Below are 24737 nucleotides of genomic sequence, written 5' to 3' on the forward strand. Positions count from 1 at the left end.
GGTTTTCCACCATTTAGCGTTTGGATTCAAGAGTTTACCAAGATTTATGACCAATTTTTTTAAAATCAGTAGGGGCGGGTTAAGCAAGATAGTCGTGAATGATTGGATCATATTTGTGAACCCGCCCCTACATCTGGTGAGAGATGCGGGTTGATTCCTGATTTTTCAGTTAAAATTGACGCGACCAGTTGCTAGGCCAGCGTTCGACTACGACTTTAGTTTGGGTAAAAAATTCGACGGCGTGATGGCTTTGACCGTGTAAATCGCCAAAAAAGCTTTCTTTCCAACCGCTAAAGGGAAAAAATGCCATTGGTGCAGCTACACCAATGTTGATGCCAATATTACCAGCTTCAGCTTCGTAGCGGAATTTACGCGCGGCTGCACCACTGCTGGTGAATAGACAAGCCATGTTACCATATTGACCGCTATTAACTAAGGCGATCGCATCTTCAATACTATCTAAATGAATTAAGCTCAGTACAGGGCCAAAAATCTCTGTACGGGCGATTTCACCTGCGGGATTGACATTTTCTAAAATTGTCGGGGAGATAAAATTACCTTGTTCGTAACCCGATATCTGAGGTTTGCGCCCATCAACTAACAAATTTGCCCCTTCTTCTACTCCTTGCTGAATTAATCCCTCAATTCTGGTTTTACTCCTCACATCAATTACTGGCCCCATTTCTACACCCTTGTCTAAACCGTTACCTACCACCCGATTTTTGGCAGTTGCGGCGATGGCTTCCGTAAACGAGTTACGTGCATCAGCGACAGTAATGGCTATCGATGCAGCTAAACAGCGTTGTCCCGCACAACCAAAGGCGCTATCGGCTGCAATGCGTGTAGTCATATCGATATCTGCATCTGGTAAAACAATCAGGGGGTTTTTCGCCCCACCTTGACATTGCACTCGTTTACCATTGGCGGCGGCGCGGCTATATATATATTTAGCCACTGGTGTGGAACCGACAAAACTAATGGCTTTGATTTGCGGATGATCTAAAATCGCATCGACAGCTTCCTTAGCGCCATTAACTAAATTAATTACCCCTTTAGGTAAACCTGTTTTATCTAGCAGGTGGAAGATTTTTTGCATTGTCAGGGGTACCTTTTCCGAAGGTTTGACAATGTAGGTATTGCCAGTTGCGATCGCATAAGGTAAAAACCAAAAGGGAATCATCCCCGGAAAATTAAACGGACAAATCACCGCCGCTACTCCTAAAGGTTGGCGAATCATCATCTCATCAATTCCTTTGGCGATATCTTCCAAATTCGTCCCTTGCATCATCATGGGAATTCCGCAAGCAACTTCCACATTTTCAATCGCCCGTCGCATTTCCCCCCCAGACTCAGCTAAAGTCTTACCGCACTCTCTAGTGATGGTTCTTGCCAAATCTGCAAAATCTTCTTCCAACAGATTTTTCAACTTAAATAAATACTGTACCCTTTCCGTCGGTGGAGTACGTCGCCATGTCGCAAAAGCCGCCACCGCCGCCGCAACTGCTTGATTTACTTCAGACGCAGGTGATAAAGGTACTTGTGCCAATATTTCTGCGGTTGCTGGGTTGATGACATCTAGATATTCTGTAGCGTTTGTCGATGTACACCACTGACCATTGATGTAGTTGGGTAAGATTGGCATTGTGCTCATGGGGCAAGTTGAGAGTATAGATGAGTAGATGCAGCAATATCGTTATCTTAGCCCTTTAGCTTTTCCTGAGGATTGATTGAGGCATGAAACAACACACCCCTCTATCTAATAGCAACCCTTCAGGTTTATCTATAGAGTACGTGAAAGCAACAGGGTTAAAGAACTTTCAAATAAAAAATTCCTGACTCCATAACTATCCGTTTATATTCTCAATGCTGGGCTGCTTCTTGATTCAAAGCTACTGTACCGCCACACTCAATTGATGTACTGTCAAGCATTTTGTCAAAATTACTGCTTCTTCAGAATTTCCTCAGAATTATCTTTTAGTCTTTGATGCTAGAGAGTGACGACCGCTGGTAATAATCTCTGAGCTTCTACTGTTGCAGGTAGATAGCTAATGTCTGTTTAGTTTAAGAAAAACTTAATAGTAAGTATTTCGACAAAAAGCATAGATAAGCAATCAATTTTTTTACAAGGTAGATAAATTTATGTCAGTTCAAATTGGAGTACAAAAAGTAGACAATAGCTTACCTTTACCCTATAAAAACGTGAGTTTGCTAAATCAAAAACAGTCTAATTTCACTAAGCAAACAATGAATTGTCCTTTATGCGGTTATAACCGTACACGTAAACATGGCAAGACAAGTAAAGGTAGTCAGCGCTTTTTTTGCCCAAGCTGTCGGCAAACTTTTAGCGAAACTTTAAATACTCTTTATTATCGTCGTCAAGTTAATAAAGAAGATATACAAATTGTGCTGCAATCTTATGCAGAAGGTATGAGTTTTAGAGGTATAAGCCGTATTAGTGGTTTAGCTTACAATACGGTAGTCAGAATTATTCAGGCTGCTAACCAAAAAACCAATGAATCTAGCGCAGAGGTTTAACCTGCTTTTCTCAAAAGCCGTAGGGGCGAGTTCAGCAAGGATGTTCCCATTGTTCAAGACTATCTCGTTTAACTCATCCCTACAACCTCTGGAAAACTAGAAACATTAAATTTGAACAATTTTGTGAATAATCCAGGTTTAAGAAGGTACTAGAAATTAGTAACCCACGGCGTCACTAAATTAGCCATTCTCAACTAATGGAAACTCTAGCGCTGTATACCTGTTTTAATTTTTAATTTTGCGAAAAATTGAGCTAATGCGTTGAATTAGTTTCTTGAATTGAGCAAACTTTTGCAGAAAAATTTTGAATTTCGTAAAGAATTCCGGAAAGCGGTACTAACGCTACTAATGGTTCAGCGCCAAAGTTTTGATTTCTTGGTCGTCAGCATTTTAGTTTGTCAAAATCCCAGACTGAAGTACTGACTACTAAATCATTCTCCCCACGAAATTAATGTGATGAGCCACTAGCACTAGTCGGAATTTACTAATTTAGCATTCAGATCGCCCGCAGTTTGGCTAATAATAAAGAAAGATTAAGTTGGATTGAGCAAACTCACAATGAGCCAGACTGCCCTGAATTTGATTGCAATATCTATTTTTTTAATGACTCTCTCGGTGTTGTTGGGGCCATTACTGAACATTTCGCCAACATTACCAGCAATTGCTACATTTACAATTTTGGGAATAGCAACCTTCGATAGTTTCAGCTTACAGGGAAAGGGTAGTTCGCTGCTGTTAGATTGGCTTGCTGGATTCTCTAGTTCCCATCGCGATCGCATTATCCACCATGAAGCGGGTCATTTTCTCGTCGCCCACCAATTAGGCATTCCCGTCACCGGCTACACTCTCAGCGCCTGGGAAGCATGGAAACAGGGACAAATAGGACAAGGTGGTGTCAGCTTTGATGATGGCGAATTAGCATCAGAATTAGAATTAGGTAAAATTAGCGCTCAAATCTTGGATCGCTACTGTACTGTATGGATGGCTGGAATTGCTGCCGAAAATTTGGTTTTTCAAAATGCTGAAGGTGGCGCTGACGATCGCCTCAAGCTCGCAGAGGTATTGACAAAATTGGGATTTTCTGGTATATTAATCCAACAAAAACAGCGTTTTCATGCACTACAAGCGAAAACTCTGTTGCAAGAAAATTGGTCAAGTTACCAAGCTTTAGTCACAGCTATGGAACAACGTGCCTCAGTAGCAGATTGCAAAAAGGCAATTAGTCAATAGTCAGTTGTGATTTATCTATTATTATCCTCGCCCAATGCCCCATGCCCTATTATGAAGAAGCAGCTTTGAGATAGGAGATATCAGATAAGTCATAAGAGGCAATGACTTTATTTCTGCCCGTAGATTTAGCTTCTAACAGACATTGATCGGCACGATGCAAGAGGCTGATACCTTGTTCGTCATCATCGTTTTGTAGGGAAGCTGTGCCTAAACTAATAGTGACGTTAATAGTTTGATGGTTGTTGATCGCAAATGGCTGTTCGCTGACTATGCGATTGAGACGCTTGGCGACAATCAATGCTTCCTCTCCAGTTGTATTGGCGAGAAGAATCACAAATTCTTCACCGCCATAACGGAAGGGTGTATCTTGAAAGCGTAAATTATGTTTTAAGCGAATACACAATAACTGTAAAAGGCGATCGCCTACTAAATGACCGTATGTATCATTAACTTTTTTAAAGTAATCTACATCTAAGATAATTAAACTAAAAGGTAACCCTTGCTCGCGAGCTTTGTTAATTTGTCTGGGTAAGTCCCATTCCAACGCACGACGATTATTGAGTTCAGTCAAGGAATCAGCTAAAGCGATCGCTGAAAGTAAATCATTTGTCCGCATTAAATCGCGGTACTTTTTCGCTTTCCGCAAACCAACTGTTAATTGCGCCAAAATCAACCGATGATTAGCAGTGACCTCTGCTAATGTATAGTCGGTTTTGCTCTCTGGAAGTTGCCAAATATAAGCATCAGCGCCTTGTTTTAATGCGGAAGAGGTCATCTCTAATTCCCACTCCCAGCCATATTTATCTCGATCGGTTATCTGCTGACAACGATCTTCCAAAAGAATGCAATATATCCAAGATAACTTTGATTGGTCTTTCAACCAACTGCAAAGTTCCATACTTCCATCTAGGCTAGCCTGGACAATCATAATGTCAGGCGGTGATGTTTGAATATGGGAAATTGCCCCATCGAGATCGCCAATTACCTCTACACTAAAAGCGGTTGCATAACGGATCTGATCTGGAAGCGTGGAGATAAATTTTTGACTCCCAAAGACCAGAATGGAAATATTCATTGCTTTGCTTTTTGCCCTATTTCAACTTGAAAGATATAAACTTGTAAAACTGCTGCGCTTACTTAATTAATACTGAATACGTCGGTAGTTTTGGTTAGGGAAGATTACCCTATGATTAATTGTTCTAAACCTAAATTTATAATTTATTTGCAATTTTAATCTCCTTTTAAGGATTTCCCTCAATTTATGGGGCATCGCCCATGAAGTTCTGAACCTACTTTCTGCTTTTCTATATTTTTTTTAAAACAGTAAAAATACTGAATCTTCTTCTTGTATATAAAATATTTTATGTATTTTCCTCGTATATGACATCGGGAATAATTATGACAACTATTAGTTTCTAATAACAAGCATATATTAAATAAAAAATTTTACTTAACCTGAATATTTAAAATTTTCTAAATTTTATTTTTCCCCGTAAAAACCGATATCTTTACTGAATTTCAATAATTCTGCCTCCCTTAAAATACGTAATTTAAATAGTGAAAAGCCCCAAGTTTTTGTCGCCTGTACAACTCGCTTTATCCTTACACAGCAAGTATTCAGCGATAATTAGCAATATAGCAAACATCAGTCTTGTTAATATATATAATTTGTTAGTTATTCATCAATTTTTTAAAAAGACTTCAGTGATTATACATAAATCCTGGCTACAGTCTCTTGGCTAAAATCACGATTATATTATCTAAATACGTGATTGTCCGCCTTTGATTAAGGCGGACAGTGACAACAAGGATTTATGTAAATCTAACTAGTTCTAAATCTGTCTCGAAAATAATGTTGACTGTTGAGTCTTGAGTGTTAACAGGTAAGAAAGGTTTTCATGCTTTGATTGTGAGAGCGATCGCACAACTGTCTAGGATGCAAAGCAAGTGTTGTAATTATCAATAACCTGAAATTTTGTAACCAGCAGCAACAATTATTTGTTTAATGGACTCCTCGGAGGCTGCGGATTCTACGCTGACAGTTTTAGCTTTGACATCCACATTTACTTTTGCATCTGGTTCCATGACATGGATAGAATCGGTAATTTTGGCTGCACAGTCGTCACAAGCTATGTCTGGTACATTCAGTTTTAATGCCATTGCTGACCTCGGAAAAAAAATTTAATTTATTCTTAACGATCAATCCTAACGTTAACAGTGGGCTTGCTCATCGTCCCCAAGTTAGGTAAGAGTATAGGTCTAGGGGCTAGGGATTAGGGGCTAGGGAAGAGGGATTATTATTCCTTCGTGATGGCGTTTTCTGGTGAATAGATGTCTTGACAGTAAATTCACCAATAAAATAGGAATTGGTTTCTATGCTGGCTGTAATCAAGGCTGAACTCGGAAGCAAAAACTGATAGCACAAATTCCCCGTTTTGTAGGCGTGGGGATTGTGAATACGGCATACTTTGTCTGTAAAGAAGAAACGATCCTTTGTCGGCCTTCCCAATTTTATTGAGATTAATTTTGTAAAACCCATGTCTTCTAATCCCCAGTACCAGGCTGCGCCCCGCTTCGCTAACAGCGGTAACGAAATTCGCACCTTATTCCTGAACTTCTTTGCTGAACGAGGACATCAGATGCTCCCAAGTGCTTCTCTTGTACCTGAAGACCCGACGGTGCTGCTGACGATCGCGGGGATGCTACCATTTAAACCGATATTCTTAGGACAACGCACGCCGGAATTTAATCGCGCTACCACATCGCAAAAGTGTATCCGCACCAATGATATTGAAAATGTTGGACGCACCAAACGCCACCATACGTTTTTTGAGATGTTGGGTAATTTCAGCTTTGGTGATTATTTTAAAGAACAAGCGATCGCTTGGGGTTGGGAAATCTCTACGCAAGTTTTTGGTTTTTCCCCCAACAACCTTGTCGTCAGCGTGTTTGAGGAAGACGACGAAGCTTTTGCCATTTGGCGCGATCAAATCGGCGTTCCCGAAGCCCGAATCAAGCGCATGGGTGCAGATGATAACTTTTGGGCATCCGGCCCTACTGGCCCTTGCGGCCCTTGTTCTGAGATATACTACGATTTCCATCCAGAACGGGGTGATGAAAACATTGATTTAGAAGACGATTCCCGGTTTATCGAGTTCTACAACCTGGTATTCATGCAATACAACCAGGATGCAGAAGGGAATTTAACACCCCTGCAAAAAAAGAATATCGATACTGGCATGGGTTTGGAAAGAATGGCACAAATCCTGCAAAAAGTACCGAATAATTACGAAACTGATTTAATATTCCCAATTATCGAAACAGCAGCTAAAATTGCAGGGATTGATTACCATAAGAGCGATGAGAACACCAAAGTCTCCCTGAAAGTCATCGGGGATCATGTGCGTGCTGTTGTCCACATGATCGCTGATGAAATTTGCGCTTCTAATGTGGGACGGGGTTATATATTGCGGCGCTTAATTCGGCGGGTGGTGCGTCACGGGCGATTGATTGGGATTGGTGGTGAATTTATTACCCAAGTTGCAGAAACTGCGATCGCTCTAGCAGAATCAGCTTACCCTAATGTTAGACAACGGGAAGCGGCAATTAAAGCAGAATTGCAACGAGAAGAAAGCAATTTCTTAAGAACTCTCGACAGAGGCGAAAAACTGCTGGAGGAAATTATTCAACAGGTAAAACAGCAAGGGCAAACAGTAATTAGTGGTGAAAGTGCTTTTACCCTGTATGATACCTACGGTTTCCCCCTAGAACTCACCCAAGAAGTCGCTGAGGAAAACAACCTCACCGTTGATGAAGCAGGGTTTGATGTGGAAATGCAAAAGCAGGTGGAACGTGCCAAAGCAGCCCATGAAACCATCGATTTAACCGTCCAGGGTTCTTTGGATAAACTTGCAGAACACATCCATGCTACGGAATTTTTAGGCTATACCCAGCCAGCAGCCACGGCGAAAGTGGAAGTATTACTAGTGGGTGGTGTGGCGCAAGAAGCAGCAGAAGCAGGCACAGATGTGCAAATTGTCCTGAATCAGACCCCATTTTATGCTGAATCTGGGGGACAAATAGGCGATCGCGGTTATATCACTGGCGATGGCGTGGTGATTCGCATTGATGATGTGAAAAAAGAATCTGATTTCTTTGTGCATTTTGGACGCATCGAACGCGGTACAATCCGAGTAGGAGATACTGTGACTGCACAAATCGACCGCGCTTGTCGTCGTCGTTTGCAAGCTAACCATACAGCAACTCACCTGTTACAAGCAGCATTAAAGAAAATTGTCGATGAAGGTATATCTCAAGCAGGTTCCTTAGTTTCCTTTGATAGATTGCGCTTTGACTTCAACTGTCCCCGTGCGTTGACAGCAGAAGAAGTCCAGCAAGTTGAGGAACAGGTAAATACTTGGATTGCGGAAGCCCACAGTGCAAAGATAGAAATATTACCTTTAGCAGAAGCCAAAGCCAGAGGTGCTGTTGCCATGTTTGGTGAGAAATATGGCGAAGAAGTGCGAGTAATTGACTTTCCTAGCGTATCAATGGAACTGTGCGGTGGAACTCATGTAAATAATACTGCGGAGATTGGCGTTTTCAAGGTAATTTCTGAGGCTGGTGTAGCTTCAGGAGTACGGCGGATTGAAGCTGTTTCCGGCCCGGCGGTGTTGGATTACCTGAATTTGCGGGATAAAGTGGTTAAAGATTTAAGCGATCGCTTTAAAGTTAAACCCGAAGAACTACCAGAGAGAATCACAACTCTGCAAAACGAACTGCGAACCAGCCAAAAACAACTGGATGTATTGAAAGGACAATTAGCGATCGCAAAATCTGACAGCTTACTGCAAACAGCCGAATCTGTAGGCGATTATAAAATCATCGTTGCCCAATTAGATGATGTCGATGCCGAATCCTTGAAAACCGCAGCCGAACGGTTATTACAAAAACTAGGTAACGGTGCGGTAGTGCTGGGTTCAGTTCCCGAAGCTGGGAAGGTGAGTATAGTAGCAGCCTTTAGCGCAGAGGTGAACAAGAAAGGTTTGCAAGCAGGTAAATTTGTCGGTGCTGTCGCCAAAATTTGCGGCGGTGGCGGTGGTGGAAGACCAAATTTAGCCCAAGCCGGTGGTAGAGATGCGAGTAAGTTACCAGAGGCTTTAACACAAGCGCTGAGTGATTTAAAATCTGCGTTGAGTTAATTGTATTTTCTTGTGGGGCAGGCAAGATGCCTGCCCTACTATAAATCACTTAAGCGTAGATACTTTTTTGGTATGCTCTTGTTTTAATATCCTTTCAAGTTTATTAAAACAACATCTACATCTAACCCGATAGTTTATGAGTATTAACGCTTTTGTTGATAATGGGTATGCCCCAGGTAGAGAGTTTTGTGAAAAATTTCTCTCTAGTAGTGAGTTTACTGTTGAAACTCTCAGACTTATTTCATCTGGTTCAGGTCGGGTTCAAAAAGCTGAATTAGCACTGCACATAACTGATAACTTTGAAAAAGGTAAGCTGACTTCTGATGAAATATTAATTGCTTATGTGAAACAACCAAGAACATGGTTGAGTCTCAAATTAGGTACTTGCACTCACACACCAAAACTGTATTCTTCCGAATTATTATTAAAAGAATTTGGTCAAGACGCTTGGTATGGGCCAATTCAGGAACCGAATCAACCTAATAAAAAATGGTATATCAGAACTTATAGAATAGTTGATCGTGTTCGTCGGGGAACTGGGATTGCTGGTCAGCTAGATGAACGTTATATTCGCTGGTCTGTAATTGCTGAAGTAGGAAAAGATTATACAGCTTTCTACTGGAATGGATTTACTTATAGTTTAACAGTTGATGAAAGTATAGAACAACGCACTCAATTCCCGTTTTGGAATCATATTCCTGGATTTTTTGATGAATTAGCTAATCATTGCCAAGCTAAGTGGACATATCCTAATCTCCATCACATTATTCTGCATGATATGTGGGATAAATATCTCCATAAATCAATCAATGGTGTTCGTTATATATGGAAACATTTAAGGATTAGAGCAGAAGCTTCAGGGCTTTTTATAAATGCTCATAGTTCTGGAGTTCAAGAAATTGATGTTCGAGGATTACAAGCTCTGTCGCAAAAATTAGCTTATTCTGTGTTAAATGTACTTGGTTTGTCTGGCGATCCAAAAAAGATCAGCAATGCTGAAGATGCAATTTTATTTACCCTGATTAAAGGTTGGGGTACTAAATCTTATGAATTTGAACTAAACAGAGAATTAACTGAGGCTGAAATAGAAACAGACAAGTTAAAAAATATTAAATTACAATGTCTCATCAAAGCACACTGCTATTTTGGACTCAAAGCTAACTCTACAACTCAAGATGCTCTTCAGCACGTTAAGTGTTATGGTGGTAGTACGGGTGTTCTTAATTTTCTGCTAAAAGAACTTAGACTTCAAGGCTAAGGTCATGGCTAGCTTCATCCAAAAGGGTCATTTGGAATTCTTATCTGAGAATCAGAAGGCTAAACTGAGCAAGCATTTTATGACGGCATCGATTACATTAATGCCGCACGAACTTGCTGTACTGTTGGGTATAGAATACCCTCATGCTCTGGCAGTTCTAGCAGAGCTTGAAGCAGAAGGAGTATGTGAAATGAAGCTTCTCATATACCATAATTGTGAGCCAGAAGTCCCTGCGGGTGCAATTCCTTTTGGGATAGGGTTTCCTGATTTACCTTGGATTTGTCCGCATTGTGAACAAAGTGTAGAAAACGAGGATGAACTATCGTTTGACTTCATTGCTTATTTCAACCAAGCAATTGAATTTGTTTGATTAATTTATGCGTAAAGCTGTTCTTGTTAAAGAAGTTAATAAGACAATAGACATTCTTGGTTGGGAAAACTCTGCATCAAATAAGTTAACTTCTTACCTTCCTATTTCAATGAGAAATAAACCAAGGCGACCATTTGGTTTATGTGCAGGAGAATTTTCTGTACCTGATGATTTTGATGCACCTTTACCTGAAGATATTTTGAGTGCATTTGAGGGCGGATGAAAATTCTTCTAGACACTCATATTTTTTTATGGTTTATTAGTGGCGATCCTCAGCTATCAACAGATGTGAGAGAGGCAATTTGCGATCTAGATAACAAGGTATATCTTAGTGTTGTTTCAATATGGGAGTGCATTGTCAAATATCAGTTGGGAAAACTACCATTACCAGAATCTCCAGAAATCTATCTTCCCAAACAACGCGATCGCCATCAAATTGCAAATCTCGATTTAGATGAAGGTAGTGTTACTCAACTTGTTAGTCTACCCCCATTACATAAAGATCCTTTTGATAGAATGCTTATCTGTCAAGCCTTAAAACATAACTTAACAATTGCCACAGTGGATAGCGAAATTATTAAATATCCGATCGCTCTTATTTAACAACATCATTCCCCGCACTGCAAATAGCTGAGTTTTGCATAAGCTCTCAAACATGAGATATATATCTCAGTAAATCTTCGCAGACAATCTGCATTGTAGCTATGCGTCGTCGTTATCGCCCAATCGCTTCTAGTCTCCAAAGTCTAAGTGTTGCGTCTTTGGCGCTGTACCTGACATTTCCCTTGGGAACATTCATTGCGCCATTGAGAATATCGCCGGTATTGGCGCAAAATTCCAGCGATCGCCAAATCGAAGCTGATAAACTACTCAAACAAGGTGAAGATTTAGTCAATCGCAATCAATCTCAAGCAGCTTTACCAGTGTTTGAGCAAGCTTTGACAATTTATCGTCAACTCAAAAACCGACAGGGAGAAGGAAGAACTCTCAAGGGGATAGGGAATGTTTACTATGATTTGGGCGACTACAAACAAGCAATTACCTATCAACAACAAGCTTTAGATATCGCCCAAGCTATCAGCGATCGCGATTTAGCAGCTAGAGCATTGAATAATCTCGGTAGCAATTATAGAGCTTTGGGGGATTTGCCGCAAGCGATCGCCTATTATCAACAAGCATTAGCGATCGCGCGTCAAATTCAGGATCTCGAACGAGAAACCAATACATTGGAAAATCTCGGTTATGTCTACGCTACTGTCGATCTGACTCAGGCTATTGATTTTTTAGCACAAGCTTTGGTAGTTTTACGCAAACAATCTGCTGATTCTCCACAGAAGCAGCTAAATCTGCGCAAGCAGGAAACGGATATTCTCATCGCTTTGGCTAGGAATTATTATCTGTTTGGGGTTGACAAAGGTATAGGTGAAGGAAAATCACCTGATGAAGCTTTCAATAAAGCAATTGAGATTTATCAACAAGCGGTGAGTCTAGGGAAACAAACAGGCGATCGCTCTCAACTTGCAAACGCACTCTTGGGGCTTGGTAATATGTACAATGCCAAGAGTAAGTATAACGAAGCAGTCGCCACACTCCAGCAAGCTTTGCAGATTTTCCAAACAGATAAAAAATCACCAATTAAGCTGCGCGATACTTTATCTAAATTAGGTGAAGTTTATCAAAGTTTGCGTCAACCAGAACAAGCATTAACATATTATCAACAAGCATTGGAAATTGCCAAACAAATTACAGCTAATTCTCCTTTTGCGAATCTAGAAAAAGACAAAGAACAAGGATTACTTTTAGCAAGTATTGCTAATATTTATGCAGATACAGGTAAGTATGAGAAAGCGATTCAAAATTATCAAGATGCTTTAGTAATTTTACAATCTACCCTCAAGCAAACTGAACAAATCACCGAGCCTGGGAAAAAGTTTTTGCTGGATTTAAGCAAGCAACAACTCCAGCAAGCAATTAAATTTAGCTATGTACGCATGTGTGCTGCTTATAAAGCTTTAGGTCAATCAGCAGAAGCAAAACAAGCTTGCGCAGGAACTTCTCCTAATATTAAAAGTCTCACTGCTGCAAATAAAACTTCACCAGAATTAGAAGCAGCCTTGAAGAAATTAAATGAAGCGCAAGCATTAGGAAAACCGGAAATGGTAGCCTATGCTCTGGCTGAAATTGCTGATGCTTACGCCAATTTAAAAGAAAGCGATCGCGCTTGGGAATACTATCAAAAAGCTATTGCATTAGCTCAAGAATATCCACAGTTTCAGCAATACATCTATTTTAAAGTAGGAGGTTTTTACGAAAATCAGAAAAAATACGATTTAGCGATAAAATTTTACAAAAAAGCGGCCTTATCTGCGAGAAAAGCGCAGCAGAAATTTGATGAAGCTATTATGTTAAATCAAGTTGCAAATACTAGCTACACAGCAGGTAAGCTAGCAGAAGCAACAGAGGCTTTATATGAGGCGATTAAACTTTATGAAAGTCTGCGTATAGACCTCACAGATAAAAGTCAAATCTCCATTTTTGAAACCCAAGCTCAAACCTATAGTTTATTACAGAAAATTCTGATTACACAAAACAAAGTTAACGAAGCTTTAGAAGTTGCTGAACGCAGTCGCGCTAGAGCATTTGTGAATTTATTAACTTCACGAATTTCCGAAAAACAAAATCGTCAATTAACTGCGGATTTACCGACAATTGAGAAAATCAAAAAAATTGCTCAAGCCCAAAATGCGACAATTGTCTCATATTCTTTGGTTAATTCTCCCCAAAATAACGATAAAAAAAAACCGGAGACATCAGAAATATATATTTGGGTAATTAAACCTCACGGTGAAATCACTTTTAAATCAGTTAATTTGCAATCTCTCAATCAACCTCTGACAGATATTATCAATCAAAGCCGTGTCTCCCTCGGTGCAGGTGGTAGAGGAATTAAAATTGAACCTAATGATGAATCTTTGCAAAAACAATACTTACAAGAATTATATCAAATACTCATTGCCCCAATTGCTTCATTGTTGCCCAATAACCCCAATGATCGCGTAATTTTCATTCCGCATCAATCGCTTTTTTTAGTTCCCTTTCCCGCATTGCAAGCCAAAAACGATAAATATTTAATTGAAAAACATACTATTTTAACTGCACCAGCAATTCAAGTTTTAGAATTGACTCGTCAACAAAGACAAAAAGTCAAAGGTAAAGATGTATTAGTCATTGGTAATCCTACCATGCCAATAGTAGGAACTCCACCGATGCAATTACAACCATTATCGGGTGCAGAAGTAGAAGCTATAACAATTGCTAATTTACTCAAAACTCAAGCTATTACTGGCGAACAAGCCACAAAAACCGCTTTCAAACAAAAGTTATCTTCTGCAAGAATTATTCATTTAGCAACGCATGGATTACTCGACGATCCTAGCAAGGGAATTAAAACTGCGATCGCACTTGCTCCAACTGCTAACGATGACGGTTTACTCACCCCTGCGGAAATTGTCAATTTACCCATCAATGCAGAACTGGTAGTTTTGAGTGCTTGTGACACTGGTAGAGGCGCAATTACAGGTGATGGCGTTATTGGTTTATCCCGTTCATTAATTACCGCTGGTGCTACCAGTGTAATTGTCTCTTTATGGTCGGTTCCCGATTCACCCACCTCAGAATTAATGACTGAATTTTATCAAAAATGGCAGCAAAATCCCGATAAAGCCGTTGCATTGCGCAACGCTATGCTGAATACTCTGAAAAAATACCCCAACCCCGTTAATTGGGCTGGATTCACCTTGATTGGCGAAGCAAATTAAGGGCAACACTTCGACTACATCAGTATACAGGCAAGGGAAATAAACAATTCAAAATCAAGGAATTTTCCATGCCCAATACCTATTTACCAAACCAAAGATAGAGATAATTAGGGCAAATTTTAGCCATAATTAGGATATGATTGTGCCCTACCCCTTATCAATATTATCACTGAGATTTTTAGCTCAAAAAATTCAGAAATAGCTGATAATTGACCAAAATTAGAGTTAAATCCAGTGTGATTAATAAACCACTATACAATTAGCAAATTGATGCTAATGACCAACCTTTACCTGCATTAACAGCTTGATAATTGCTTTATGACTTAGCAGTTACATCTTTGATTAAAAAGGTGACACTGACAAAGCCAGTAAAGTCAAAATTAGGGTTTTAATTTTATTTATAAAAGCACAATACTTGATTTTGTCTCTGACCACAAGACTACTACCAAAGTGGTAAATATTTTAACTGTGTAAAGTTTACTGGTAAATTTAATTATTAGCTTGACACAGACACTGACAGTAGTAAAATCTACTCTAAATAAACCAAGAATCAGGGCGGTGAGTTATTACTGGTGTGGAATGCCACAAATTCCACATACTGAGTTTTTGCATCTATTCGGATCACACCTTTCCAGGATAGTATTATGACTTAGCGATGCCTGATTGGATATCCATATTGAATTTTTGAAGTTTATGGACCAGAGTCCACAAGACGGTAGTATTAACCTCCTCTGAGCTGGCGAGAAAGTCTCCCAGCGCGGGGGAGACCATTAGGAGGGAGGTATTATGCTCATGCAAGATGTGCGCAATTCTATTGTTGGGGTTGCTGACTTAAACCAACTCAAATGGGATTTGAATCATTTACAACCTGTTGATGTTGGTGAATACATTACACAATTGCCTACAAATCAGCGGGCGATCGCCTTTCGCTTGCTCAATAAAGCTCAAGCAATTGATGTGTTTGAATATCTACCAACAGAGGTACAAGAAGAACTGATCAATTCTCTGCATGATGTACAAGTAGTACAAATTGTTGAGGCCATGAGTCCTGATGAAAGGGCAGAATTATTTGATGAATTACCAGCCGGAGTAATTAAACGATTATTACAAGAATTAAGTCCCGAACAAAGACAAGCAACCGCAACAATTCTCGGCTATCCAGAAGGGACAGCTGGGCGTGTAATGACCACAGAATATGTCCGGTTGCGAGAAGGATTAACTGTCGGTGAAGCGCTAAGTAAAATTCGCCGTCAGGATGAAGATAAAGAAACGATTTACTATGCTTATGTCACAGATGACAACCGCACTTTGGTAAGGGTAGTTTCACTGCGTCAATTATTATTTACCTTTCCTGATGTATTAATTAGAGATATAGCTAGCGATCGCGTAATTAAAGTCAGAACCGAAACCCCCCAAGAAGAAGTGGCGCAAATCATGAAGCGCTACGACTTAATCGCTATCCCCGTTGTGGACAGAGAAGACCGATTAGTGGGGATTATCACCATTGATGACGTAGTCGATATTTTAGAAGAAGAAGCTACAGAAGATATTCAAAAACTAGCGGGTGTCAGTGGTGATGAAGCGGCTTTATCTTCACCTTTACTGACAATTCGCAATCGCCTACCTTGGCTTTTAGGGATTATGGCTCTGTATATTGGTGCAGCTAGTGCGATCGCACCTTTTCAATCTGTAATTGCAGCAGTCCCAGTTCTCGCCGTCATTATGCCCATTTTTTCCAATACTGGTGGGACTGTTGGGATTCAAGCATTGACAGTAACAATCCGAGGTTTAGGTGTCGGTGAAGTTACAGCCAAAGACACCCTGAAAATTCTTCGTAAAGAACTGCTTGCGGGTGTAGGTACAGCTATAGCTTTAGCCCTAACCATGATTATGCTTTCCTTAATTTGGGCACAACCTCAAGAACGATGGGTAGCCTTAATTGCTGGATTAGTAATGGCAACAAACACAATTGTGGCAGTCACTCTAGGCACTTTACTACCAATGGGTTTGAAACAATTGAAGCTAGATCCTGCCTTAGTCAGCGGGCCATTAGTCACAACAATGCTAGATACAATAGGCTTTCTAACTTTCCTCTCACTGATTTCTGTGGCTTTAAATGTCTTGCATTTACCAACTTAGTATGGGTTAGGGACTAGGGGCTAGGAAGGAGGACAAGGGAGACAAGGGAGACAAGGGGGACAAGGAGGACAAGAAATTTTAGATTTTAGATTTGCGATTTTGGATTTTAATCTAAAATCTAAAATCCAAAATCCAAAATTGTTTCCAATGCCCCATTCCAATCATTTCCGAAATTCTTAGATGTGTAAGTGTAGTCACTAATATCAGGTTTCTAAGATGAGCAGTTATGAATCGCTTTGTATCTTTGATTATCGCAGGTTCAATCGCATCTATAGCCACTTTGGCGATCGCTCAAACTACTGATGCTACCACATGCACCCTCTACCGAAATTGTTACTATCATACATCTGAGACCTATCAGCCTCAGATTAAGAATGATGTAAACAAGAATCTCTACAAAACAGGTATTTTGGGCATGTTCGTTGTTTTAGTAACGACGAAAATAGCAAAAACTGCCTTAGAGTCCTGGCTAACTAAAGCATAATCAATCAGAAAATTCCCGATTTCTTTAAAGAAACCGGGAATTATTATTGTTCAGAATATCTCAGAATTATCAACTACCTGAAATTAAACTGTTACTTTTGCAGTTGCCTGCTCTTTGGGGGAATTTTTGCTGTTTTTCTTTGTCAACAGTCCACCCATACCAACAGCCATCAGTCCTAGGATTGTGCCGGGTTCTGGTACATATTTGGGGGTTTTTGTACTTGCTCCCAATCTGTAGTAAACGCTAATATGAGAAACATCCTTTATTTCTGTCTTTATTACCTCTTTCCCCTTTTTATCAATAGTAGTTACAGTTTTTTCAAATGGGGAATTCCAGGTTCCAAAAGTTTTTCCATCTTGAACCATGTAACCGACAAGGTTAGTCCCTTGACCAGATTTGAAGATGAGCATCACATCTTCCCATGAATTTTTAACTACGCTAGATATATTCCAACTTCCAGATTGACCTGATTTTGTACCTGTATAACCAGAATTTTCACCGATTTTGCCACCGAATACCCAGTCGTTAAGCCCAAAGAATTTTTCACTATTAACTGTCAAAGAACTACCATTGAGAAAATCTTGATTGGCAGTGTTGCTAACTTGGCATCCAGAAGTATTTGAGACGTTATCACTAATAACACTAGAACAAGCAAAAGTAGCTGCCTTTGCTGGTGCTGAAGCTGCCAACATCCCCACCGCTAGAATAGATGAACTTACTACCGTCGCCAATATTTTTTTCATAAAAAAATATCTTTTCTCTCAAGACATACTAGAAAATACTTAGTTTTACCCAAAAAAATTCTGGATTCTTTTGTTCAAAAACTCTCTTCTGTCAAAATATTAATTAAATACAACATAGTCAATAAAAAAGCTAATATTTTTACCTTGTCTTTATAAAAGTTTTATTTACATAAAATTTTTAAAATATAAATATGAAAATCAGTATTCTTACTTGGAAATAACTATTTTTTCATTGACATAAAAAATGATTATAGAGGCAAAAATTGTAGTGTTTATACGCAATATTTTTATAATAAAAACGATTATTAACCATATTGCATATCTGATATTACAGATATGTCTAAAAATCAAACTAATATAGTGGACAATACCGTTCATATATGCATCTTCATATTGAATCGGTATAAATGCGATCGCTTAAGCACCAACAGTACAAACAAGCGATCGCTTTTAGTTTAATTAAAGCTAATTAAAGCGCTTCTGGTGGAGAAATATTCGGCCCAACAATCACGCTGGTATTTGTAGATTTGAGTCCTGGTTTAGCTGTGTTTCCCTTGTTCTGGGTTGACTGAGGTAAAGATGAAGCTGGTTTGCTATCTACATCAACATGCAGCGTTTTCTGTGAGTTTACTGGTTGATATACTAAAGACAATCCTCCGACTGCTCCAGCGACAAAAGCGGTGTAACCTACATATAAATGCATTGGGCGGATTTCCATTCCCAAACCACCACTCGCCTTTTGCGCCTGACACCAAGAAGGTAAAGCTGCTTGTGATTTTGCTATTTCTGGTTTGGGTAAAGAAGCTGCTAAATCTGTACCATTTAGCCCTAAAACATTGCCAATTACGCGAATAAAGCCACGAACAAACACATCTGCTGGTAATAGATCTATATTCCCCCTTTCCAACGCATCCATATGATGGATTGGTACATGGGTATGTTCTTTTAGTTCAATTAAAGACCATCCTTTAGATTCTCGTGCTTGCTGAAATTGTTGACCTATTTGACGCAACTTAATTGCATATTCTTCCGCTAGAGTTGGCTGATTTTCTTGAATCTGGGATACTTTTTGATTTTGATTCAACCACCGCTTCCAGGGGGTTGCTGTAAATTTAGATTCTGGTTTTGTGGCTAAATCTACAGATGTATCTGCTGCTGATGATAAATTGCCCGCACTTGGATGATTTACAGATTCTTGGGCGTGGGGTTTTATACTTGTTAAAGCTGGTGATGAATTACTAGATTCTTCTATTTTGTTACCAAAAGAAATACTAGTAACATCTGTCTGCGGATTGATATTTGTAACTTGTTGATGATGTGTTGCAAATTGCTGAAATGCTAAACCAATAGCTTCTCTACTGACAGCTTTAAATAAAATTTTTGCTTGTTCTGCGGATGACCCTAGCATCTGCTGTAAGCTGACTATAGCATTTTGATAAACCTTACTGCGATGCAATTTTGCTTCAATTTGTCCTAAGAGCGATCGCAATTCATCTTGAGAAATTTCAATAGGAGTATTTCCAGGAATTGTGACTAAATATACAGGTGCCATAGCCATAATTTAAATCTTTTCCAGTACTGGAGTAAATAGTAGTTCTACCTGTATAATTTCTTCTTTTATTTGCTAACTGTTCCGGATTATTTTTATTGCGCTTCTCTACGAGACGCTACGCGAACGCATGTCAAAAGTCAGTTGTCAGTTGTCAGTTGTTGAAAGGATTTGATCTAATACCCCAACCCCTTGTGGATGGAGTTTTTTATTAGTCAGCCATTCACGAAAAAATCTCACAACCAAACATGAAAATCTGTCTTTCCTATACCCAATGCCCCATGCCTCATGCCCATTTTCAAGTTATTTATAGTGTGTATAAACTTGTTGCACAAAATCATTCACCCATTGCAGATATTGCACGCCAGCTAAATCTGCAACGTTGTTATGTCCTCCACCTGGAAGCAAAATCAAGTTTTTGGGTTCAGGTGCGATCGCATATAATTCTTGGCTCATAAAAGACGGCACGGTTGAATCGGCAGTACCATGTATAAATAAAACTGGCACTCTTAAATTTGGTACTTTTTTAACCGATTCAAATCGCTGGGTCAGAATTAAATCGACGGGGAAAATTCCGAACAAGTTCCTATGGGTGATTACCTCACGAATAGAAGTAAAAGAACTTTCCACAATCAGTCCAGCTGCATCAGGCTGTTTGACAGCCAAGTCAATAGCTATTGCACCCCCCAAGGAATGACCATAGATAAAAATGTCTTTTGGTGAAATCTTGAGATGCTGTACCAGATAATTCCAAGCTGTAGCGGCATCCTGATATACTTTATTTTCATTAGGGAAAGCACCGCCACTGCGACCATAACCCCGGTAATCAATTAACAACACAGAAAACCCTAGTTGATACAATCGATAGGCATGGTTAAGGTTTGCACCAATATTGATACCGTTACCGTGTAAATACAACAAAACGTTGGTATGGGGATGCTTACCTGCAATCCACCAACCGTGGATATGTTCTACTTTACCTGAGCGCGCTGGTACAGGTAACCAAACTTCTTCATAAGCAACATTAAACAATTCTGGCGTATTTTCCAGGATACTAGAAGGAAAGAAGATAAATCTAGTTTGCTGAAGAAATAAAAATATACATAGGCCAAAATAAGCGATCGCCGCAATCATCCCGAAACAAAGTACCACCTTGAACAAAAAATTTAATGGTAGGTGCAGCTTGTCTATTATCATTTACCCAATTCGGTAAAATTACTTGTATTTGTAAACATGAAAAAAATTTCCTAACTGGTAACTTAGTAATTGCCCAGTTAGGATCAACCCAAACAGAAAAACTTTAATGAGCTTGAATTATTAGTACTATTATATACAATAATTTACAACACTTTACTATTTAAGTAAACAGTGTTGACAGCAGTACTCCAGGTTAGGGGAAGCAGGGAGCATAGGGGGACAAGGGAAGAGAAAAATGACTATTACCCCATACCCAATGCCCAATGCCCAATGCCCAATGCCCAATGCCCCATGCCCAATACCCATCATTAAACTATCTCTGGTTGACGATTGTGCCAAGTAGTTGATTGCTCATAAGCGTGAGCTACTTGGAAGAGTTGGTCTTCCCGCAGTACTTTACCAATTAGCTGTAAGCCAATAGGTAAGCCTTGTTCATCAAATCCGCAAGGTACGCTTAAGCCTGGTAAACCTGCAAGGTTGACAGGAATCGTCATCAAGTCAGTTAAGTACATGCTCAAGGGGTCGGTTGTTTTTTCCCCGGCTTTAAATGCTGTCGTGGGTGCAGTCGGACAAACCAACACATCAACTTGTTCAAAAGCTTTTTCAAAGTCTTGCTTAATTAAAGTCCGGACTTTTTGCGCCTTGAGATAGTAAGCATCATAATAACCAGCAGACAGGGCATAAGTACCAATCATAATCCGCCGCTTAACTTCAGAACCAAAACCTGTGGCGCGAGTACGAGTGTACATTGACAGCAAATTATCAGCGTCAGGAACCCTTAAGCCATACTTCACACCATCATAACGAGCGAGGTTAGCTGATGCTTCTGATGGGGCGATGATGTAATAGCTAGGTAATCCGTAGCGGAAGTTAGCGCAGGAAACTACATGAATTTCTGCACCCAAATGTTGTAATTGTTCGATGGCTTTAGTAACTGCTTTTTCTACCACCGAGTCCAAGCCTTCACCAAAGGTTTCTTTGATGATACCGATGCGGATTTTCTTTCTGGCTTTCAGGTCTGGTTTTAAGCTAGCAGCATAATCGGGAATTTCCACTTTTAAGCTAGTGGAGTCTTTAGGATCGTAACCCGCGATCGCACTTAATAATATAGCCGCATCTTCTACTGTCCGCCCAAACGGCCCGATTTGATCCAAAGAAGAAGCGTAAGCCACCAAACCATAACGCGAAACCAAGCCATAAGTAGGTTTCAAGCCAACTACACCACAAAACGAAGCTGGTTGACGAATTGAACCCCCAGTATCCGAACCCAGAGCGACAACGCATTCATCAGCCGCCACCGCAGCAGCCGAACCGCCAGAAGAACCGCCAGGAACCCGCGATAAATCCCAAGGATTCGCCGTCACTTGGTAAGCTGAGTTTTCTGTGGAACTACCCATAGCAAACTCATCCAAGTTGGTTTTACCCACCATCACCGCCCCAGCATCAGCCAGTTTTTGCGTTACCGTTGATTCATAAGGCGGCACAAAATTTTCTAAAATCCGGGAAGCGCAGGTGGTGGTAATGCCTTTAGTACAAAGATTGTCTTTAATCCCGATAGGAATCCCTGCTAACAGTCCAATTTCCTCACCAGCCGCGATTTTTGCATCCACCGCACGAGCCTGGTCTAACGCCTGTTGTGCAGTTACACACAAGAAACTGTGCAATTTCGGTTCTAAAGCTTGGATACGGTCTAAAGCTTCTTGGGTAATTTCAACAGCAGAACGTTCTTTTTTAATTAATTGTTCGTGCAACTCGCGGATGAATGCCATGATTGCTTCCTTTATGTCTCAAGTCATTGATTTTAGTACATTATGATTGGGAATTGGGCATTGGGCATTGGGCATTGGTTATTTGTCTTCCCTAGCCTCTAGCCCCTACACTTTGCAATAGATTTTATATTATTGTCATTACCTAGCTGACAATCGCGATCGCTCTTTACAGCATTTCATAAATTTACTGAAAATATTAATCATATGGTCAAAATAGTTACACGTAAATCATTGGGTACAAAAAATGTCTACGATATTGGAGTAGAACAAGACCATAATTTTGCCATCAAAAATGGTTTCATCGCTTCTAATTGTTTTAATAAATCCCATTCCACTGCTTATGGGTATGTAACTTATCAAACAGCATATTTAAAAGCTAATTTTCCTTTAGAATACATGGCCGCTTTATTGACGGCTAACAGTGGCGACACCGACAAGGTGCAAAAATATATCGCCACCTGTATGAGTATGAATATTCAAATCGAGCCGCCAGATATTAATCGCTCTGGGGTAGATTTTACACCAGCAGGCAATAAAATATTGTTTGGATTTTCAGCAGTTCGGAATGTGGGACAAAATGCGATCGCATCTATTTTAGAAGCCAGAGAGGAAGGTGGCGAGTTTAAATCTTTGGGGGATTTTTGCGATCGCATCGATTTACGTTCTGTTAACAAGCGGACTTTGGAATCGTTAATATCTTGCGGTGCTTTCGACAAAATTCAATCTAACCGTCACCAACTGACTCAAGACTTACCACTAGTGTATGATTGGGCACAATCTCGCGCTAAAGACCGAGCCAGCGGTCAGGGTAGTATTTTTGACTTATTAGGGGGTTTCTCGGCTGCTAATGAGAAAAAAGCGAATAATGCTTTTGAAATTGCACCGAAAGCTCAAGCTGTTTCCGATTACCCTCCCCAGGAAAAATTACGGATGGAAAAGGAAATTTTGGGTTTTTATGTGTCCGATCATCCCCTCAAAGCAATTAAGCAATCATCTCTAGTGCTAGCGCCAATTAATCTTTCCCAGCTTGGTGAACAAAGGGATGATACATTGGTTTGCGCCGTGATTATGCTCAATGGTGTGAAAAAAGTGATCACCAAAAAAGGCGATCCAATGGCTATTTTACAAATTGAAGATTTAACTGCTCAATCAGAAGCCATAGTCTTTCCCAAAAATTATGAACGTATTAGTTCGCTATTACAAGTTGATGCGAGATTAATTATTTGGGGAAAAGTAGACCGCCGAGACGAACAAACGCAATTTATTGTGGAAGATGCTGAAGTGGTTGATACCGTCAAACTAGTAATGGTAGAACTAACTCCTTCCCAAGCAGTCAACATTGAAGAACGCGATCGCTTACGAAGTGTGTTGAAAGAACAATCGGGAGACAAAGAAAAAGCTAAAATACCCGTGATTGGCATAGTTAAAGATGGAAATTCCCGCCAACTTGTGCGATTTGGTCGCCAATTTTGGGTACAAGATTCTCTCAGCACGGTTATCGCTCTACAAAATGCTAGATTCCCAGCACATATTAAGCCACTAACAGGTAGTTAAGGTAGAAAAAATGTTAGATCATTTGCATCATTACTGATATTTGCTGAATGAGCTTGACATAACATTTACTACTACGTCAACAGTATATAGCCGGAGACAAAAGGCTCTGTAGTCTGTTTTTTGGTTACTTATGCGGATGATACTCCCCAGTTTAAATGGTATCTTTTGATGCTATGCCATTTAGGCAATAGTCAGGGGAAGGAGCTAGGATTTGATGATCGTCAATGATCTACATAAATTTGTCTCATATTGTAAAAGAGTTCAACCCCAAACATATGAGGATATCAAAAAATTTTTTGAAGGAGTGATTGTCTTTCCCTATGACAAAGAGCTGCTATTGCAAGCCTATTTATTTTTAAATATCAAAACTTTGTTTCCTTCATGCACTGAATTACTGTTATTTGAAAAGTCACCAATTGCAGATTATACAGATTTAGGTAAATGTGATTTCGTTTACCTGACAAATCGGGGTAATCTATTGTTGATTGAAACTAAATTTATTGATACAGAAGCAACAGGAGCTACAGAAAGAAAAAGAAGGAATAAACATAGAAATAAGGTTTTTGAACAAGTTATTACCTTAAAAAGCAGATTTAGCGAATATTGGCATATCCGCAGTGAGCAATTAGAATGTGGAGTTTTTACGACAGATCCAGAAGTGGATTGGCGGGGTAATGGTGTCAACGTAGTCACTAAATCAGTCACTATTGAACATCTGGAAAAATGGCGCAGAAATTATCAAATAATTCGTGATTAATTAGGGATGATTAATTATTACTTCCAAGTACAAACATTCTAATAAAAATATCTTTGTCTATTAACGAAGTATTCTAATTATTTTTTTACTTGTATAAATTAATCTTTTTGTCTAAATCAGCCTCTAATACGAC

Annotated in this window: 18 protein-coding genes and 1 pseudogene; 12 read left to right on the forward strand and 7 right to left on the reverse strand. The window is 39.7% G+C overall.

All coding sequences use genetic code 11. The features are described from left to right. Positions 1-169: 169 nt before the first annotated feature. Positions 170-1651, reverse strand: a complete 1482-nt coding sequence (locus H6G41_RS18760; protein WP_190747694.1) for a CoA-acylating methylmalonate-semialdehyde dehydrogenase — start codon at positions 1649-1651, stop codon at positions 170-172. Positions 1652-2244: 593 nt separating this feature from the next. Between H6G41_RS18760 and H6G41_RS18765 the strand changes: the two are divergent. Continuing rightward, positions 2245-2508 (forward strand): annotated as a pseudogene (locus tag H6G41_RS18765) (IS1 family transposase); the annotation flags it as partial. Between the two features lie 585 nt (positions 2509-3093). Continuing rightward, complete coding sequence (locus tag H6G41_RS18770) at positions 3094-3765, forward strand: ATP-dependent Zn protease (RefSeq protein WP_190747696.1); 672 nt, start codon at positions 3094-3096, stop codon at positions 3763-3765. A gap of 49 nt (positions 3766-3814) precedes the next feature. Here H6G41_RS18770 and H6G41_RS18775 read toward each other — a convergent pair whose 3' ends face one another. Both H6G41_RS18775 and H6G41_RS18780 read right to left on the reverse strand, forming a co-directional pair. Further along, positions 3815-4840: a diguanylate cyclase gene (locus tag H6G41_RS18775; RefSeq protein WP_190747697.1), complete on the reverse strand. Its 1026-nt coding sequence runs from the start codon at positions 4838-4840 to the stop codon at positions 3815-3817. Positions 4841-5724: 884 nt separating this feature from the next. Further along, positions 5725-5925, reverse strand: coding sequence for a heavy-metal-associated domain-containing protein (locus tag H6G41_RS18780; RefSeq protein WP_190747698.1), 201 nt, complete (start codon positions 5923-5925; stop codon positions 5725-5727). 377 nt (positions 5926-6302) lie between these two features. Here H6G41_RS18780 and alaS point away from each other — a divergent pair, with 377 nt between their 5' ends. From alaS to H6G41_RS18820, 8 genes are all read left to right on the forward strand, one after another. After that, positions 6303-8966 carry an alanine--tRNA ligase gene (alaS, locus tag H6G41_RS18785; RefSeq protein ID WP_190747699.1) on the forward strand — a complete coding sequence of 888 codons (2664 nt, stop codon included), beginning with the start codon at positions 6303-6305 and terminating at the stop codon, positions 8964-8966. 136 nt (positions 8967-9102) lie between these two features. After that, a complete protein-coding gene (locus H6G41_RS18790) occupies positions 9103-10224 on the forward strand; it encodes a hypothetical protein (RefSeq protein ID WP_190747700.1) in 1122 nt (373 codons plus the stop codon). Between the two features lie 4 nt (positions 10225-10228). Then, positions 10229-10594: a hypothetical protein gene (locus tag H6G41_RS18795; RefSeq protein ID WP_190747701.1), complete on the forward strand. Its 366-nt coding sequence runs from the start codon at positions 10229-10231 to the stop codon at positions 10592-10594. Positions 10595-10601: 7 nt separating this feature from the next. Beyond that, a complete protein-coding gene (locus H6G41_RS18800) occupies positions 10602-10817 on the forward strand; it encodes a prevent-host-death protein (RefSeq protein WP_190747702.1) in 216 nt (71 codons plus the stop codon). Then, positions 10814-11197: a type II toxin-antitoxin system VapC family toxin gene (locus tag H6G41_RS18805; protein ID WP_190747703.1), complete on the forward strand. Its 384-nt coding sequence runs from the start codon at positions 10814-10816 to the stop codon at positions 11195-11197. The genes H6G41_RS18800 and H6G41_RS18805 overlap by 4 nt, the downstream gene beginning before the upstream one ends. Before the next feature lie 101 nt (positions 11198-11298). After that, positions 11299-14412, forward strand: a complete 3114-nt coding sequence (locus H6G41_RS18810; protein WP_190747704.1) for a CHAT domain-containing protein — start codon at positions 11299-11301, stop codon at positions 14410-14412. Between the two features lie 786 nt (positions 14413-15198). Beyond that, positions 15199-16551 (forward strand): magnesium transporter, encoded by a 1353-nt coding sequence (gene mgtE, locus H6G41_RS18815; protein WP_190747705.1) that lies wholly within the window; start codon positions 15199-15201, stop codon positions 16549-16551. 226 nt (positions 16552-16777) lie between these two features. Beyond that, complete coding sequence (locus tag H6G41_RS18820) at positions 16778-17035, forward strand: hypothetical protein (RefSeq protein ID WP_190747706.1); 258 nt, start codon at positions 16778-16780, stop codon at positions 17033-17035. An 83-nt stretch (positions 17036-17118) separates the two neighbouring features. On the opposite strand, the gene H6G41_RS18825 is transcribed toward H6G41_RS18820, so the two are convergent. The 4 genes from H6G41_RS18825 to gatA form a co-directional block, all read right to left on the reverse strand. Continuing rightward, positions 17119-17778 (reverse strand): PEP-CTERM sorting domain-containing protein, encoded by a 660-nt coding sequence (locus H6G41_RS18825; RefSeq protein WP_190747707.1) that lies wholly within the window; start codon positions 17776-17778, stop codon positions 17119-17121. A 469-nt stretch (positions 17779-18247) separates the two neighbouring features. Then, entirely contained in the window at positions 18248-19330 is a 1083-nt protein-coding gene (locus H6G41_RS18830; protein WP_242037973.1) for a RodZ family helix-turn-helix domain-containing protein, read from the reverse strand. Positions 19331-19630: 300 nt separating this feature from the next. Next, positions 19631-20524, reverse strand: a complete 894-nt coding sequence (locus tag H6G41_RS18835) for an alpha/beta hydrolase (protein ID WP_190747709.1) — start codon at positions 20522-20524, stop codon at positions 19631-19633. A 308-nt stretch (positions 20525-20832) separates the two neighbouring features. Beyond that, the gene (gene gatA, locus H6G41_RS18840; protein ID WP_190747710.1) at positions 20833-22293 is read right to left on the reverse strand and encodes an Asp-tRNA(Asn)/Glu-tRNA(Gln) amidotransferase subunit GatA; all 1461 of its coding nucleotides are present in this window, start codon (positions 22291-22293) and stop codon (positions 20833-20835) included. Positions 22294-22497: 204 nt separating this feature from the next. On the opposite strand from gatA, the gene H6G41_RS18845 reads away from it, so the two are divergent. Both H6G41_RS18845 and H6G41_RS18850 read left to right on the forward strand, forming a co-directional pair. Then, positions 22498-23847, forward strand: coding sequence for an OB-fold nucleic acid binding domain-containing protein (locus tag H6G41_RS18845; protein ID WP_190747711.1), 1350 nt, complete (start codon positions 22498-22500; stop codon positions 23845-23847). Positions 23848-24061: 214 nt separating this feature from the next. Further along, on the forward strand, positions 24062-24604 hold the full coding sequence (locus H6G41_RS18850; RefSeq protein WP_190747712.1) for a hypothetical protein: 543 nt from the start codon (positions 24062-24064) through the stop codon (positions 24602-24604). Positions 24605-24737: the final 133 nt, after the last annotated feature.

Origin of the sequence: Tolypothrix sp. FACHB-123 (assembly GCF_014697075.1) — a bacterium.
Lineage (GTDB): Bacteria > Cyanobacteriota > Cyanobacteriia > Cyanobacteriales > Nostocaceae > Aulosira.